The sequence below is a fragment of the Acinetobacter sp. YH12218 genome, from assembly GCF_013417925.1.
Taxonomy (GTDB): Bacteria; Pseudomonadota; Gammaproteobacteria; order Pseudomonadales; family Moraxellaceae; genus Acinetobacter; species Acinetobacter amyesii.
Genome location: NZ_VPDB01000020.1, coordinates 35077 through 51223, shown reverse-complemented (window position 1 = coordinate 51223; position 16147 = coordinate 35077). Strand labels below are relative to the sequence as shown.

The following is a 16147-nucleotide window of genomic DNA, read 5'->3' as shown; positions in this document are numbered from 1 at the left end:
TTCGCAAGAGATGCGATGGATGTCTGATGATTTGTAGTCATAAATTTAAGTCCCCACTTGTTTCTAAGTGGGGACTAAATTAAGGCTTATAGGATGAATTCAGAAGGTGTGTTCAGCGGACGCTTACATTTAAAGTACGCTGTCTCACCTATAACCGCCAATTTATCTACTCATTCGATCATTTTTAAGCGCTCAAATAAAAACGCCCAATGCAATGCATCAGGCGTTTGTTCAAAAGTAACTACGTTTTCAGGTTTGATTTTCAATACTTAAGAAGCATTATGCTGTTGTACAAAGGCAATAAACTCGTCTTCGCTCATCACAGGTACACCCAGCTTTTCAGCCTTTTCTAATTTAGAACCTGCCTTTTCACCTGCAACTACACATTTGGTTTTACCCGAAACACTACCACTGACACGTGCGCCTAAGGCTTGAAGCATTTGCGTCGCTTCATCACGACCCATGGTACTCAATGTCCCTGTAATCACCCAACTCTCGCCATTCAGCGGCTGACGACTTGGCGCAACGGGTGCATCCCAATGAATCCCAGCTGCCAACAAACGATCAACCACTTCGAGGTTATGCGGCGCTTGGAAAAAATCGACAATCCATTCAGCGGTAATATCACCAACGTCTGGCGTTTTTTTCAAGGATTCGAGATCTGCATGACGAATCGCATCAAAGGTTTGGAAGGTATTGGCGAGCATGCGTGCCGTGGTTTCACCCACGCCTCGAATGCCGAGTGCATAAATAAATGCACCTAGTGTCGTTTTCTTACTGTTTTCAATAGAATCGATGAGGTTTTGAACCGACTTTTCACCCATTTTTTCAATGGTCAGTAATTTTTCACGATGCTCAGGCAAGCTATAAATATCAGCAACATCTTTGAGCAAATCCAAATGTAAAAGTGATTCCGCCCAACGGTCGCCTAAGCCCTCAATGTCCATAGCTTTACGCGATACAAAGTGACGAATCGCCTCAATACGCTGTGCAGCACAGTACAAACCACCTGAACAACGTGCCAAGGCTTCACCTTCGGGCATCACCACTGGAGATGAGCAGACTGGGCAATATGCAGGTAACTGAACTTCTACCGTATCTACAGGACGGAATTCAGGCCATACTTTTTCCACTTTTGGAATCACATCGCCACTACGGTAGACACTGACTGTATCACCCACACGGACATCTAAACGGTGAATTTCACCAATATTATGTAAAGTGACATTGGAAACCGTTACGCCACCGACTGCAACAGGATTTAAACGTGCGACTGGAGTTAAAGTCCCTGTACGCCCCACTTGCCAATCAATATTTTCAACCGTCGTTAGCGCTGCGACTGCAGGGAATTTATATGCCGTTGCCCAACGTGGTTCACGACTTAAAAAACCCAATGTTTGCTGTTGCTTCAGGCTGTTTACCTTAATCACCATGCCATCAATTTCAACGCTCAGGCTTGGACGATCAATAATCATTTGTTCATACGCAGCTTGTACGTCCTGAATGCTGTCACAAATAAAGTGACGTTCACCGACAGCAAAACCAAACTGCGTCAACCATTCTAAGCTATCAGACATGGTGGTTTGACCATGATGTGGTTCGCACTGTGCAATGCCATAGGCATAAAAAGCCAATGGACGTGAAGCCGCAATTGCAGGGTCGAGTTGACGTAAGCTTCCTGCTGCTGCATTTCGTGGATTGGCAAAGGTTTTTTCACCTTTGGCTTCGTTTTCAGCATTGAGCTTTTCAAAGCCTGACTTTGGCATCAGGACTTCACCACGAACTTCAAGCAGACTTGGAATTTCAGTCTGTGTAGAAGTCAGTACTTTAGGTAAATTACGAATAGTTTTTACATTTTGGGTAATGTCTTCCCCTGTTTCACCATCACCCCGTGTCACACCACGGACTAAAATGCCATTTTCATACCAAAGAGAAATGGCCAGCCCATCAAATTTTAATTCGACATCATATTCAATTTTTTGATTCGGTAAGCGCTCTTCCGCACGACGGGCAAAGGCAAATAAATCTTCTGCATTAAATACATTACCCAATGACAACATGGGTACTGCATGGGTTACAGATTCAAACTTAGACAAGGCCTTTCCACCCACTTTTGTGGTTGGTGTATCAGGTTGCACTAAATCAGGGTATTGCTCTTCTAAGGCTTTTAATTGGTGAAAAAGTTGATCATATTCACTGTCCTCAATTTCTGGCGTGTCCATGACATAGTAGGCATGGTTATGTTTCGCCAAGAGTTGAATCAGTTGTCGCATCTGTGCAACGACAGTGGATTGTTGTGTCATACATTCACCATAAAAAAGGGCGGTTCATGCTCCGCCCTCAAATTTCATTATCTGTTGCTATTATAGAAACCCACTCGGTGAGTTTCAATCAAAGACGCTTAGACTTCGATGGCTTGACCTTGACGATAATCAATCGCTTGATGACGCCAATGTTCACGCATCTGCGGTGTAAATTCTTGGTTATTTTGATCATACACAGTACCGTCAATTTCACGTGCAATCAGACGTGAAATGCTGTCCATGGTATCAAAGGCATTTTGCACATCGCTGTGTGGCAGCGCCAAGAAGAAGGCCAAACCTTTTACTTCTTCCGTCGATAAAGTTTCAAGATCAAAACCTTGCGCAGCGCCATCATTATTCATTTGCAATACAGAGAATAATAACTTTGTACCTTCTTCATCATAGCGATGGAAACAGGCCATTTCGCCAAAACGCAGGCCGTATTTGAGTAACACTTTTAATGCTTTTTCACCTGACAATGCACGGCTATCTGGGAAAACATTTAAGGCGATATAAGTTTCCGCAGTTGCTAAAGCACTTTCTTCATCAACAATTTTTTGTTCATGTAAATGCGCATCCAAAATACTGCTTTCTTCATCAAAATCGCTGATTTCAGCTTTTTCAATTGCGCTATTTACACTAAACTCTGGCGCTTTTTCCGCAGGAACAGCGTCAGCCTGAACGTGTGTCGCAGCAGTCGCTGCGTCATTGGCATCGGCGGCTACAGATGCAACAGTTGTAGATTCAGTTGCTTCTGTAGACAATGTACTGTCTTCTGTTGCAGTTTGAGCGTTTTCAACTGAAACGGGATCCGTCGTTGTCGTCTCAGTCTTTGCCGTAGCCTCAACGCTCTGCTCCGCTTGTTCCGTTGCCGTTGCTTCTGGCGTTACATTTGCTTGAACAGCTTCAGTCGTTTCAACCGCTGTGACTTTTTCCTCAGCCAAAGTCGGCTCTACACGTTGCGTGGTTTCAGGTGTATTTAACTGATTGCGTACATGGCGCGGAATAACAGGTTGCTGACTATCAGGATCAATATGTAATTCGGTGTCAAGTGATGGCGCTGCATCTGCAGGTTTACGAAACATCATTCGAATGCCCACAACCATGATAATTACAGCGATTACAATCCCAGCTATAGTGGTGATTTCCATGTTATGCCTCCGCAGCTAAACCGTATTCTTTGGCTTGCTCTATATTCACAGTCACTAATTTTGAAGTTCCTGGTTCTGGCATGGTCACACCAAGTAAGTCAGTTGCCATTGTCATAGCCAGTTTATTGTGTGTAATGTAGATAAATTGCACTTGTTCTGAAAGCTCTTTTACAAGATTACAAAATCTTCCTACATTTGCATCGTCTAAAGGTGCATCGACTTCGTCTAAAACGCAAAATGGTGCAGGATTTAGGCGGAAAATCGCAAAAACCAAAGCCAATGCGGTCAGTGCCTTTTCACCACCTGACAATAATGCCAAAGAGCTGTTTCGTTTACCCGGTGGTCGTGCCATCAGTTTTACACCCGATTGCCAACCATCTTCAAGGCTTAAACTTGCTTCACCACCATTAAATACTTTCGGAAACAACTCTTGAAGCTCTGCATTGACCTTATCAAAGGTGGTCATAAACAGCTTTCGCGTTTCCTGATCAATGCTTTTCATCGCGGCTTGCAGTTGTTCAACGGTCTTTTGCAAGTCATCAATTTGGTGGCTTAAATCATCAAAGCGTTTAGAAACTTCAATATATTCTTCTGCCGCAGCCAAGTTGACTGCACCCAATTTATCAAACTGCTGCTGTGCTTTTTCTAGTTTTTGCTGATGGGATACCACATCAATGCTTAAACCTGTCAGCATTTCGCTGTTCATTTCTTTCAGCTGTTCAGAATAATGCTGCAAATCAGACTGCGCGGATTGCCAAGCCAAACGCTTTTCTTCCAATTGCGTACGCAATTTTTCATCTTGCTGTTGATGTGAATGGCGTTGTTCCGTCAATGTCTGTTGTTTGCTCTGCACGTTATTCAGTTCAAGCTGCCAGTCATTCCAAGTTTTTTGTAAACGTTCAGTGACTTGAGCCTGCTCTGAATACTGTGACTCAAGCGCAGGCAATTCTAACTGTACCGGATCGACAAATTTCTTTGCCTGCTCCATCTGTCCAATAATTTGCTGAGTTTGCGCTTTCAAAAAGACCGTGTCTTTTTCTAATAATTCAATCTGTTGTTTCGTCTGTACAGACTGACGACGCACGATTTCCAATTCTTGCTGACTGTGTAATGCCACTTGCTGAGCACTTTCCAGCGCTAGACTCAATTCCTCAACTTGGAATTGCAAGGTTTTATAATTGGGCAAGGCTTGCTCAAGCTTCATCGTCAGCGCATGCAGATCTATTTCCAAATCATCTTTTTGCATGGCATCTTCTTCAAGCTGTGCTTCAAGTTGCTGCAATTGATCTTGTAACTGCTGCTTTTGTAATGCAAAAGCCTGATTGGAACTTTGTACCTTCGCAATCGCAACATCAGTATTTTGAATGTCTTTTTGCCAATTTTTTAATTGGCTATGTTGCTGTTGCAGATTTTGCTGTAAAGCCTGTACGGCATTTTGCAACTCTGGCAATTGGCCTTCTAGTTGCGTCAGCTTTGGCTGCTGCTCTGCAAGTAATTCAGTCAATTCATCTAAACGAATACGGTGGCTCAATGCACCTTGCCCTGCTTGGCTGTCCTCATCATAGTCTAGACCAATCACCCAATCTGCACCGACATGATAACCATCGAGCGTGAGTATCGACTGACCAGCAGCCAGTTTAGCCTGATGACTCAATGCCACCGTCAATGTTTCAGCAATCGCGACCTGCTGCCAGATTGAAAGCTGTGGTGCTTCAATCCACGTCGCCAAAGCGTCTAATCCAACGATTTGTGCTGCGGTGTGATGACTGCCTTTGACCTGACGTGCAATACTGTCTTGAAAATTATCACTGTGTCCCAAGACTTGGGCACTCAGCCATTTAGACAAAAATTTCTCGACCAGTTGTGCATGCTGTTTACCTTGTGTGCTCAACTGCAACTGCTGCATTAAATGTTGACGCTGGCTTTGCTGCTTTGGACTGGCTTTAATCATCAATTGATTTAGGTTTTTCTGCTCTGACAACAGCACCTGTATTTCTGACTTTAGCTGCAACACCGTATTTTTGTGCTGTGCCTGCTGTTCTTGTGCAGCTGCAAGCTGTGCTTGAGTTTCGGCAATCACCAGCTCTTGTTGCATAATTTGTTGTTCGAGCTGTTGCTTATCTTGCTGATACTGCTCCAACTCATCTTGCTGCGCCTGATGCTGAATTTGACCTCGTTGCTGTTGCAGAGTCTCACGTTGTTGCTCAATACGACCAATATTTTTGGTCAATTGTTCACTCCGCGCCAGCATCTGTAGCTTTTGCTGTTGCTGCTTTTCAACTTGCCCACGGCATTGTTCAAATTGTTGAACCGCTTGTTGATGCTGAGCTTTCAAATCGGCCAATTGTTGAGTCTGTTCCTGACTACTGCTTTCTTGACGCTGTAATTGTTCAACAAATCCATCTTGTTGTTCTTGCAGCGTTTCCAGTTGTAACTCTAATAGCTGTAAACGTTCTTTGGTTTGCGCTTTTTGCTTTTCAAGCTCCACCAAACTTGCCGAATTTTGTGCAAATAAACCCTGTTTTTGCTCCAGCGTCATTTTCAACTCAGACAGTTTCTTTTCCGCCTGTTGCCATTCGCTTTGTAATGGCGTGGACTGTTGAATAAGCCGTTGAAATAAAGCACTGGTGGAAGATAAGTCATGCTCTAGGGTGTTCAGCTCAGAACGCACCAGTTTGAAGGTTTCCCCGAGCTCATTCATCTGAAGCGTGTATTCTTGCTGTAAACGCGTGCTTTGTTCACATTGGAAAGACAGCACTTCGATCTTAATGGTACGAATCTGGGTTTCTAATTCTTTGTATTGCACTGCCGTTTCAGACTGGCGTTTTAAGGTTTTCAACTGAGACTTCAGTTCTGATGCAATGTCTTCGAGACGTTCTAAATTTTGAGTGGTGTGTTCTAGATGCTGTAAAGTTTCACGACGACGAGCTTGATAGCGAGAAACCCCAGCGGCTTCTTCAATATACACACGCATTTCTTCAGGTTTGGCATCGACCAAACGGTTGATCATGCCCTGTTCAATAATCGCATACGAACGCGGACCTAAACCGGTACCTAAGAAAATATCAGTAATATCACGACGGCGGCATTTGGTGCCGTTGAGGAAATATTCGGATTTACCATCACGATTGACCTGACGGCGAACTGCCAGTTCAGTATAGGCATTATAAGCACCACCTAACTTGCCATAGGTGTTATCAAAACGCAGTTCAACACTCGCCATTCCGACTGGTTTACGCTTTGCCGTTCCGGTAAAAATAACATCTTGCATGGTGCCACCACGCAATTGACGGGCACTGGATTCACCCATAACCCAACGAATGGCATCAATCACATTGGATTTACCACAGCCGTTCGGTCCAACAACCGCACTACGGTTGCCTTCAAATTTTAGAGTTGTGCTATCGGCAAAAGATTTGAAGCCGGAAAGTTTTAAACTGCTTAAACGCATAATGTCCTGATCAGCGGCGTGAACGTCTCGCCCACGCTAATTCGATTTGTTTCATCCGTGTTAGTGATTCCAACACAAGGTTGCGTAAGTGTCGACAAAAATCTTCCATAAATAAAGTGGCTTGATGTGATTTTCTGATTAAAACTGCATCAGTCACTAATTTAAACAAATCAAAAGATTCTTGTATTTCACGTCGTGAAATATTCAGTGTCAGGAAATAACTACGTCTGAGTGATGGCAACAATTCTTGGTAATAACGCATCAGGTAGGTATTTCCCACCATTTCATGCTGACGAGCCATGCCCTGAAAAATCAGATCATAAAACTTTTCGGTATTGCCTTGGCGAGTTTCTACGTCTAATTGTTCAAGTAATAACTGAATACGCTCAGCTTCATGGCTGCGCCACGTTTCCGCCATACGATGCACAATTTGACCCAACAATAATGCTGCAATATCAAATAATGAGCGCACTTGTAAAGCCGACATTTCAGAGACTAAGGCGCCACGTCGCGGGTAGATTTCAATGAGTTGGGTCCGTTCTAAAATCAATAAAGCTTCACGAACAGAGCCACGGCTCACATCCAATTCGGCCGCGATTCTGAGTTCCTGAATACGCTCGCCTTCGACCAACTCACCGCGAATGATTTGTTCACCGATGTGTTTGGCAATTTGTTCTGACAAACTGTCCGCTTCTTGTTGTTGCATACTGTTCCTATCTTTTTTTTATAAGATGCAATGTTCAGATTTACACTCAATCTATTTGCATTAGAAACGATAAGCAACCTAATTGAACATGACATTGTCTGACAATCTTGTGTCAACAAAGCCAATTTTGTCAGTCAAAACGGACAATCAAGCGCCAAAGGCTTGCATACCTTGGTAAATAAAATAGCAGCCGACTGTTGTTAATAAACATGCAAAACAACGCTTTAGCATAAATGGCGACAACATATGAGCCACTTTCGCACCCAATTTCGCAGTGATGAAGCTCATTACACTAATCCCGATAAATGCATAAATATGGATATAACCAATGGTATTGGGAACCACGATATCGGCTTGATGACCAAACCACATAAAGCCGAGTGCCCCAGCAATCGCAATCGGTAAACCACATGCAGCAGACGTTGCGACTGCTTTTTGCATAATGACGCCATTTTTATTCAAATACGGGACGGTTAAGCTGCCACCACCAATACCGAAGATCGCAGAGGCAATCCCAATGCCACCGCCTGCTGCCATTTGCATGGCTTGTGAGGGTAAATGTTTATTCGGATCGACAGGTGTCGCAGCACCGCGAAACATTTTAAAGGCCACCCAGACTGCAAAAAAGCCGATTAACAGTTGCAAACCCTGCCCTGAGAGATAATCTGCAATGCCTGCACCGAGAAATGAACCGATCACCAAACCCGGTGCCAAATTCCGAAAGACATTCCACAGCACTGCACCTTTTTTATGATGAGCCGAAACCGAACTGAGTGAGGTCACAATAATCGTGGCCAAAGACGTGCCCACCGCCATGTGCATAATCACACTGGGGTCATACTGAAGTTGGGTAAAGACAATGAATAAAATTGGCACAATAATCAGGCCACCGCCTACACCAAATAGCCCCGCAGCGAAACCAGCGATTGCACCAATCAGTAAATATATGATTAACTCCATCAATATTATTCCACAACTCTCAGATTCAAATGGATTTAGAGACCAGACACTTACAGCAATTGCTGAGCACAGTACCTGAACCGCCTGAAGTTTTATTACTGAAGCCCATTACCACATCGACCAATGACGATGTCCGTGAGATTGCCAAAAAAGGCATTCAACATGTTTTGGTATGCAGTGAACAACAGACTCAAGGCCGTGGGCAACGCGATCATCAATGGGTCTCACCCGTTGGTAATATCTATTTAAGCACATTGCTGAATTTACAGACAGCAATAGATGGACGGCTTGCACTTGAAATTGCCTTAAATATCTTGCAAATGCCAAGTTTGCAAAATCTCCCTTTACAAGTGAAATGGCCCAATGACCTATATAGCCCACAAGGCAAATGGGGCGGGATTTTGATTGAACCGATTTCGCCACATCAAGCGATCGTCGGCGTGGGCATGAACTTATTTCCGATTCCATCTGCAGGAATTGAGCAACGTGCAACCTCGTTATCTGAACTCGGACTTCCCTCGCCAAACCGTTTGCAGTTAATTGCTGAACTCTATGCCGCGATTCAACTTGCAGGTGAATGGTTCGATCATAACTGCTACAACCTCGCTGCACGATTCAACCATTATGCTGCATTTATGCAACAGCCCGTTGAACTTGAACACCTGCAAGGCAAAAGCCAAGGTCGCTTTCTCGGCATTGAAAATGATGGTTCGATCAACATCCAAACCTCGCAGCGCTTAGAAAATTATTTCCAAGGCCGCTTACGTTTAGCAGATCAATCATAAACAGGATTGCAAAGGCCTACTGATGAAAAAATTATGGCTCGATGTCGGTAATACACGGCTGAAATACTGGATTACCGAATACGATCAAATCATAGAGCATGCTGCGGAACTGCATTTACAGTCGCCTGCCGAACTCCTACTCGGTTTGATCCAACACTTTAAAAGTTTGGACTTAGATCAGGTCGGGATTTCTTCAGTACTCGACAAGAAAAATAATGATCGGATTCAAAAAATTCTTAAATTTTTAGCCGTTCCTGTCACCATTGCCAAAGTACATGCCGAATATGCGGGCTTACGCTGTGCATATGAAGACACCAGTAAATTCGGGATCGACCGTTGGCTGCAAATGCTGGCTGTGGTCAAAGACCCTACACAAAAATACTGTGTCATTAGCTGTGGCACGGCACTCACCATTGACTTAACGGATGGCTTACAACATTTAGGCGGCTATATTTTGCCAAATTTGTATTTACAACGTGATTCGCTCATCCAAAACACCAAAGGCATTAAAATTCCAGATGCCACCTTTGATGAGCTGTCTCCTGGTAAAAACACCATAGACGCTGTTCATCATGGCATCTTGCTCAGCTTGGTCAGCACCATTGAAAAGGTTCTCGATAAATATCCAAGTCGCTTAATTTTAACCGGTGGCGATGCTGCGCTATTTGCACGCTATTTAGAACAATATCAGCCGGCTGTCGAAGCGGATTTGCTGCTTCGAGGCCTACAAAGTTATGTAAATGGTGTGTAATTTAGCTATTTATTTGATAGCAAACTGTGAAAGCGTGATGGCCAATGGTGATCACGCTTTTTTATTGAGGTTCATTTCATATAAGCGTGGTTACAAATTGTATCGCGATTCATGACCTTTTTTCGTCCAAGGAATTACAATAGCCTGCGATGATCGACAGATACATCAGCAACTTTATAATTTAAAAATGTCTTTCAAGATAGAATATAAGACGAAGAGTATAGATATGAAATTTAAAAATTTACTGGGTTTAAGCCTGCTCGCCTCTACATTATTCTTCGGCGGTTGTACCACGACACAAAATCTAGCCAACTCTAAAATCCCTGCCGAAATCAAATCACAGCTCAGCACCTCTGAAGCTGTTTTGGGTTATTTCGGTGATGAAGATAATCCTGATTACTGCGGCTGCGTATCGTATATTGACTCAAGCTATTACATGACCCCAGTCAAAGACGGCTATTACCGTGTACTTTTAGGTCGTAATGCCACAGGTGATTTTTTAGTCCAAGATTTTTACCAAGAAACCAAAACCCCTCAATCCTCACCTGCTTGGGTTAAAGATCCGATGAAACTATTTAGTTTCAGTGGCAGTGACATTGAAGGTCCGGTAACGCTTTATCGCAAAAACGGCAAAGTAGAATCAACCTTTGTGAACCAAGATGGCGTGAGCATCCACGGCGAAGAGTTTTATCCAACAGGACAACGTGGCGCAGCGTATAAAGTCGATGAAAATGGCAATGATGCCTATCGCTTATGGTATGCCTCAGGAAAAATTGCGGCTGAATATGTCGTCGATACCGATGGTGAATATGTTGGTGCTTATAAAGCATGGCAGGAAGATGGTCGCGAAGCCAATGACAACATTGACGACATTCGTGAACGTGTTGCTTTAGAACTCGACTGATCTATCAACAAATCGAACAAACAAAAGGCGCAGATTGCGCCTTTTTTTATCTTCAATTGCACCTATTGCATGATCAATTTTAGTTTTCACTATTACCTTATCTACAAAACACGCGATCTATTAAACACGCGCACAAAACCTATCTAAGCCGTTAAAATCGGCTCTAACACGTGCCACAGTTGTGGAATCTCAGAAAAGCCATCTTTTGCTGTGAAATGCCCGGCTTCTTTCACTTCATAAATTTGTGCATTTATAAAATTGCCCAATTGGATCGCAACCGGTGGCGGCACGATAGGATCATTGGATGAAATCAAGCTGATACAAATCGGCATATAGGTCTGTAAAACACCGCTATCCATTTTTGCACGTTGAATAAATGCGGTTAATTCAGGTTGTGTCGGTAAACTACTTTTAAAACCTGACACAAAAACGCCCGCTTTAATCCGTGTGCCATGCTGTTCAAAATATTGATTGAGATAATGCAGCGTAGTTAAGCACCCCAAACCATGGGCAATCACAATGGTATTTTCATCCAAATCAGGCATTTGCAACGCTAGAAATTTCTGCCAATGGTCAAAATCAGGTTGTGCTGCATTTGCCATAACGATGCGTCGAGAATAATGTCCTGCTTCTTGCAGCTTTCGTCCCAACCAAGGAAACCAATGATCATTCGGTGATGCATCATGACCATGAACAATATAGATCTTTTGGCTTTCTGGCGTATGCGGTGTATTCATGATTTGATTCTTATTCTAGGTGATTATTTTTAGTGAAGCTTTCAATTTGCAGTTCGGCAAATTTTCACCTCTGTTTTAAACCTGCCACCTACACGCTCTCAATGTCAATTTGGCATCTTTTTGTAATGATTTAGCTCAGTTCGGTATCTATCTGCTGGTATAGCAAGATTCCTTCACCCAGCACGTACTATCAAATGTACCCTACAACTTTGGTTGAGCGCACAGTCTCGTTAAATTTCAGCCATAAAAAAAGGCGCTGAATGCGCCTTTTTTTAAGTCCAAATTACTTCGGATCTTTACTGCCGAACAATGGACCCATGCCACCGCCGCCAAATTGTTTTTGCATATTGCCCAATGATTTCATCATTTTTGCCATACCTGTTGGGTTGGCAAACTTCTTCATCATTTTCGCCATTTGCGCATGTTGCTTAATGAGTTTATTCACTTCCGCAACATCCATACCACAGCCTGCTGCAATACGTTTTTTACGGCTTGGATTCATCAAGTCTGGGTTACGACGTTCTTTAATGGTCATCGATTGAATAATCGCTTCCATTTTCTTCACTTGCTTTTCAGGATTTGCTTGTGCAATTGCATCTTGAATCCCTGAGTTGCTCATGCCTGGAAGTTTATCCAGGAAGCCCATCATGCCGCCCATTTTGTTCATTTGTTCAAACTGCATCAGCATATCTTCAAAGTTGAAGCTACCGCCTTTTTGCAGTTTTTTCGCCATTTTTTCGGCTTTTTCTTTGTCGATTTTACGTTCAACTTCTTCGACCAAAGAAAGTACGTCACCCATACCCAAAATACGCTGTGCGATACGTTCAGGATGGAATGGCTCTAGGGCATCGAGTTTTTCACCCATACCCAAGAATTTAATCGGCTTGCCAGTAATAGCACGAACAGAAAGTGCTGCACCACCACGTGCATCACCATCCGTTTTTGTCAGGATCACACCGGTTAAAGGCAAGGCATCATTAAAGGCTTTTGCCGTATTCGCCGCATCCTGACCGGTCATGGCATCAACCACGAACAATGTTTCAGTCGGCTTAATCGCTGCATGAAGCTCTTTAATTTCATCCATCATTTCGTCGTCTACATGTAAACGACCTGCTGTATCGACAATCAAGACATCAGCAAATTGAATTTTTGCTTGCTCAATCGCACGATTTGCGATGGTAATTGGTTTTTCGTCTGCGCTAGATTCAAAGAAAATCGCGCCAACTTCACCCGCAACTGTTTGTAGCTGTTTAATCGCTGCTGGACGATAAACGTCGGCAGACACCATTGCTACTTTTTTCTTTTGACGTTCTTGTAAGAAACGTGCAAGTTTTGCCGCAGTAGTTGTTTTACCCGCACCTTGCAAACCTGCAAGAAGCACAACAACTGGTGGTTTTGCCGCTAGGTCTAGGCTTTCATTCGCCTCACCCATCATTTTGGTCAATTCGTCATGAACGATTTTGACGAAAGCCTGCCCCGGTGATAACTGAGTCATCACTTCTTGGCCCAATGCTTCTTCCTTAACTTTCGCGATGAATTCACGAGTTACAGGTAACGCAACATCGGCTTCAAGAAGTGCCATACGTACTTCGCGTAACGTATCTTTAATATTGTCTTCGGTTAGCTGCCCTGAGCCAGTAACATTTCTTAAACTCTGCGTGAGTCGTTCTGTTAAGGTATCAAACATTGCAAAATCCGCTTAAAATAGCCATGAGCAAAAAATTGTTTCTTAAAATAGAAAATTTATGCATAGAATGCTATAGGATACTTTAGTTCTTGCAGAATTTATATAAATGAATATTCAACATCCTGAAAAAGGTTTGACATGATCAGTCTCCCCTTGGTTTACACGATCCTAGCATTAATCGCTTATACCACGTCTTTTTGGTATTTATTCAGCCATTTAATGTCTAAACGTGCGCCGAACCATTGGTTTATTGGTGTTGTACTTGGTTTAGGCATGTTATTGCATGCAGGTGTTTTATATAACGACATGTTGACGCCTATGGGTGTGAACTATGACGTGTTCAACCTGATGTCTTTTACTTCAGGTCTCATGCTATTACTCAGTGTGTTATTTAGTACCTATCGACCTGTGCTGGCAATGAACCTGTTAGGCATTCCTGTCGCAGCGACAGGGTTGATTTTAGGCTTTGCATTTAGTCGACAAAATCAATTTATAGAACAACATTCGCTGGGTTTAGACATCCATATTATTTTGTCGCTTTCCGCGTATGCCGTCCTGCTGATGGCAACTATTCAAGCGGTTATTTTGCGTTTACAAGACCGTGAACTGAAAAACAAGCAGAAAAAACGTGTATGGGTGAGCCTGCTTCCATCCTTCCAAGCCATGGAATCTTTGCTATTTGATTTATTGATTGCTGGATTTGCACTACTGACCGTGGCGCTTGGGTTTGGTTTCTTCACCATCGATAACTTCTTTGCACAGCATTTGGCACATAAAACAGCCTTTAGCATTATTTCATGGTTCGTCTATGGAGCTTTGCTTATTGGACACTATCGTTTTGGCTGGCGTGGTCAAAAAGCTATTCGCTTTACCATTATTGGTTTTTGTCTTTTGGCAGTCGGCTTTATTGGATCTAAGTTTATTTTAGAAATGGTTTTGGGCCGCTAAGTCGACGATGAAACGATTTTAAGTTTTATTACGAAGTAAGTTTTATTAAGAAGTAAGTTTTATCAAGAAGGGAGCTAAGGCTCTCTTTTTTATAGCTTGATTATTCACACAGAAATAACAGGCATAAAAAAAGCGCTATACAGCGCTTTTTTTTCATTACGTCTAAATTATAGAGCAACGATGTTTACAGCATTCGGGCCTTTTTGACCTTGAGCGATGCTGAAAGAAACCTTTTGGCCTTCTTGCAAAGTTTTGAAGCCAGAACCAGTGATTTCGCTGAAGTGAGCAAAAACGTCAGGACCGTTGTCTTGTGCAATAAAACCGAAACCTTTAGTTTCGTTGAACCATTTAACTGTACCAGTAACTGTATTAGACATAATAATACCTATTAATTTGTTGATTTAGCCATTGGATGATGACTGACTATAACTTGGAAAATAATAAAGAATTGAACTTCATTTCTGTAAAAAACGAAGGATTATGACTAACACTGCGATACTTAAAGAAAATTTACGAAACAATACTTTTTTTCTAGTTGCAGCCATCATACATGAAATCTTAAAAGATTCAAGCACAGTATATGTTGTTGATTCCATTAAAAAACAACAGTAAAAGCCATCTTCTTATTATTACTATCCATCTGTATTTACTCATTTTATTGTTTAAGTTTTATGTCAGTCAAGACTTTACGACTTTGGTCCTAATTTCACCAAATAATTACATAAAATCTTGTGATTTCGTATTCCGCATCACCAGAAGCACAAAACCTAGACATCCCTTTCAAAACCACGTATAACTCCGTTTTTCAATTTTTGGCTGTGTGACCGTGAAACTTGTTCTTGCGCCGATGGAAGGCTTAACCGACCCAATTATGCGAGATGTGTTGACGCATGTGGGGAGTTTTGACTGGTGTGTAACCGAGTTTATCCGTGTCACGGACTCTGTCCTGCCCGACCATATTTATCATAGTTATTGTCCCGAACTGAACAATGACGGCAAAACTGCAGCAGGAACACCGGTTCATGTGCAGTTCTTAGGTAACAATCCGACCATGCTCGCGGCAAATGCTGTACGCGCAGTAGAACTTGGTGCACCTGCGATTGATATGAACTTTGGTTGTCCTGCAAAAACCGTCAATCGCCACCGTGGTGGTTCAGTTCTGCTAGATGAACCAGAAGTGGTGTATGAGTTAGTCAAAGCTGTGCGTGATGCTGTTCCGAGTCATATTCCTGTATCGGCAAAAATGCGTTTGGGTTATATGGATCATAACTTCACCATGGAAAATGCGCATGCCATCGAAGATGCGGGTGCCGCATGGGTTACAGTCCATGCGCGAACCAAAGCCGATGGTTATACCCCGCCTGCCTTTTGGGATCAGTTGCAACCCATTCGTGAAGCATTGAAAATTAACGTGATTGCCAACGGTGAAATTTGGAACAATGCCGATGCCAAACAATGCCAACTCGAATCTGGTTGTGAAGACCTGATGATTGGTCGTGCTGCGGTGACCACCCCTGACATTACACAGTGTATTCGTCGTAATACCGATGAGCCGCTGATTACATGGCATGAACTGCTTGGCTTACAAATTCGTTTCTTAAACGGTTCGTATAAAAAAGAAATGAATATGGTCGGTCGTTATAAACAATGGCTCGGCATGATGTCGAAGCACTATCCAGAAGCCAAAGTCCTTTGGGATGAAGTAAAACGTGTCAAACCACTCGATGAAATCGTGGAAAAACTCAAAGCTGGTATGTAAGTTTT

General features: G+C 42.9%; 13 protein-coding genes. 5 read left to right on the top strand and 8 right to left on the bottom strand.

Features of this window, described 5'->3' with window-relative positions:
- Window positions 1-269 precede the first annotated feature (269 nt).
- The 5 genes from ligA to FTV03_RS07830 form a co-directional block, all read right to left on the bottom strand.
- Complete coding sequence (ligA, locus tag FTV03_RS07850) at window positions 270-2303, bottom strand: NAD-dependent DNA ligase LigA (protein ID WP_180040880.1); 2034 nt, start codon at window positions 2301-2303, stop codon at window positions 270-272.
- A 98-nt stretch (window positions 2304-2401) separates the two neighbouring features.
- Window positions 2402-3454 (bottom strand): cell division protein ZipA C-terminal FtsZ-binding domain-containing protein, encoded by a 1053-nt coding sequence (locus FTV03_RS07845; protein ID WP_180040879.1) that lies wholly within the window; start codon window positions 3452-3454, stop codon window positions 2402-2404.
- A 1-nt stretch (window position 3455) separates the two neighbouring features.
- Entirely contained in the window at window positions 3456-6905 is a 3450-nt protein-coding gene (gene smc, locus FTV03_RS07840; RefSeq protein WP_180040877.1) for a chromosome segregation protein SMC, read from the bottom strand.
- Between the two features lie 10 nt (window positions 6906-6915).
- A complete protein-coding gene (locus tag FTV03_RS07835) occupies window positions 6916-7611 on the bottom strand; it encodes a GntR family transcriptional regulator (RefSeq protein WP_180021411.1) in 696 nt (231 codons plus the stop codon).
- Between the two features lie 147 nt (window positions 7612-7758).
- Entirely contained in the window at window positions 7759-8571 is an 813-nt protein-coding gene (locus tag FTV03_RS07830) for a sulfite exporter TauE/SafE family protein (protein ID WP_168378525.1), read from the bottom strand.
- Between the two features lie 29 nt (window positions 8572-8600).
- Here FTV03_RS07830 and FTV03_RS07825 point away from each other — a divergent pair, with 29 nt between their 5' ends.
- The 3 genes from FTV03_RS07825 (at window position 8601) to FTV03_RS07815 (ending at window position 11011) form a co-directional block, all read left to right on the top strand.
- Window positions 8601-9356: a biotin--[acetyl-CoA-carboxylase] ligase gene (locus FTV03_RS07825; RefSeq protein WP_180040875.1), complete on the top strand. Its 756-nt coding sequence runs from the start codon at window positions 8601-8603 to the stop codon at window positions 9354-9356.
- A gap of 22 nt (window positions 9357-9378) precedes the next feature.
- Window positions 9379-10107, top strand: coding sequence for a type III pantothenate kinase (locus tag FTV03_RS07820; protein ID WP_180040873.1), 729 nt, complete (start codon window positions 9379-9381; stop codon window positions 10105-10107).
- A 226-nt stretch (window positions 10108-10333) separates the two neighbouring features.
- Window positions 10334-11011, top strand: coding sequence for a hypothetical protein (locus FTV03_RS07815; RefSeq protein WP_168378522.1), 678 nt, complete (start codon window positions 10334-10336; stop codon window positions 11009-11011).
- Between the two features lie 143 nt (window positions 11012-11154).
- On the opposite strand, the gene FTV03_RS07810 is transcribed toward FTV03_RS07815, so the two are convergent.
- Both FTV03_RS07810 and ffh read right to left on the bottom strand, forming a co-directional pair.
- On the bottom strand, window positions 11155-11748 hold the full coding sequence (locus tag FTV03_RS07810) for an alpha/beta hydrolase (RefSeq protein WP_078191162.1): 594 nt from the start codon (window positions 11746-11748) through the stop codon (window positions 11155-11157).
- A gap of 283 nt (window positions 11749-12031) precedes the next feature.
- The gene (gene ffh, locus FTV03_RS07805; protein ID WP_078191163.1) at window positions 12032-13435 is read right to left on the bottom strand and encodes a signal recognition particle protein; all 1404 of its coding nucleotides are present in this window, start codon (window positions 13433-13435) and stop codon (window positions 12032-12034) included.
- Between the two features lie 138 nt (window positions 13436-13573).
- Here ffh and FTV03_RS07800 point away from each other — a divergent pair, with 138 nt between their 5' ends.
- Window positions 13574-14383: an inner membrane protein YpjD gene (locus FTV03_RS07800; RefSeq protein WP_078191164.1), complete on the top strand. Its 810-nt coding sequence runs from the start codon at window positions 13574-13576 to the stop codon at window positions 14381-14383.
- A gap of 167 nt (window positions 14384-14550) precedes the next feature.
- Here FTV03_RS07800 and FTV03_RS07795 read toward each other — a convergent pair whose 3' ends face one another.
- A complete protein-coding gene (locus tag FTV03_RS07795) occupies window positions 14551-14760 on the bottom strand; it encodes a cold-shock protein (protein WP_067761877.1) in 210 nt (69 codons plus the stop codon).
- A gap of 449 nt (window positions 14761-15209) precedes the next feature.
- On the opposite strand from FTV03_RS07795, the gene FTV03_RS07790 reads away from it, so the two are divergent.
- Window positions 15210-16142: a tRNA-dihydrouridine synthase gene (locus tag FTV03_RS07790; protein ID WP_180009902.1), complete on the top strand. Its 933-nt coding sequence runs from the start codon at window positions 15210-15212 to the stop codon at window positions 16140-16142.
- Window positions 16143-16147 lie beyond the last annotated feature (5 nt).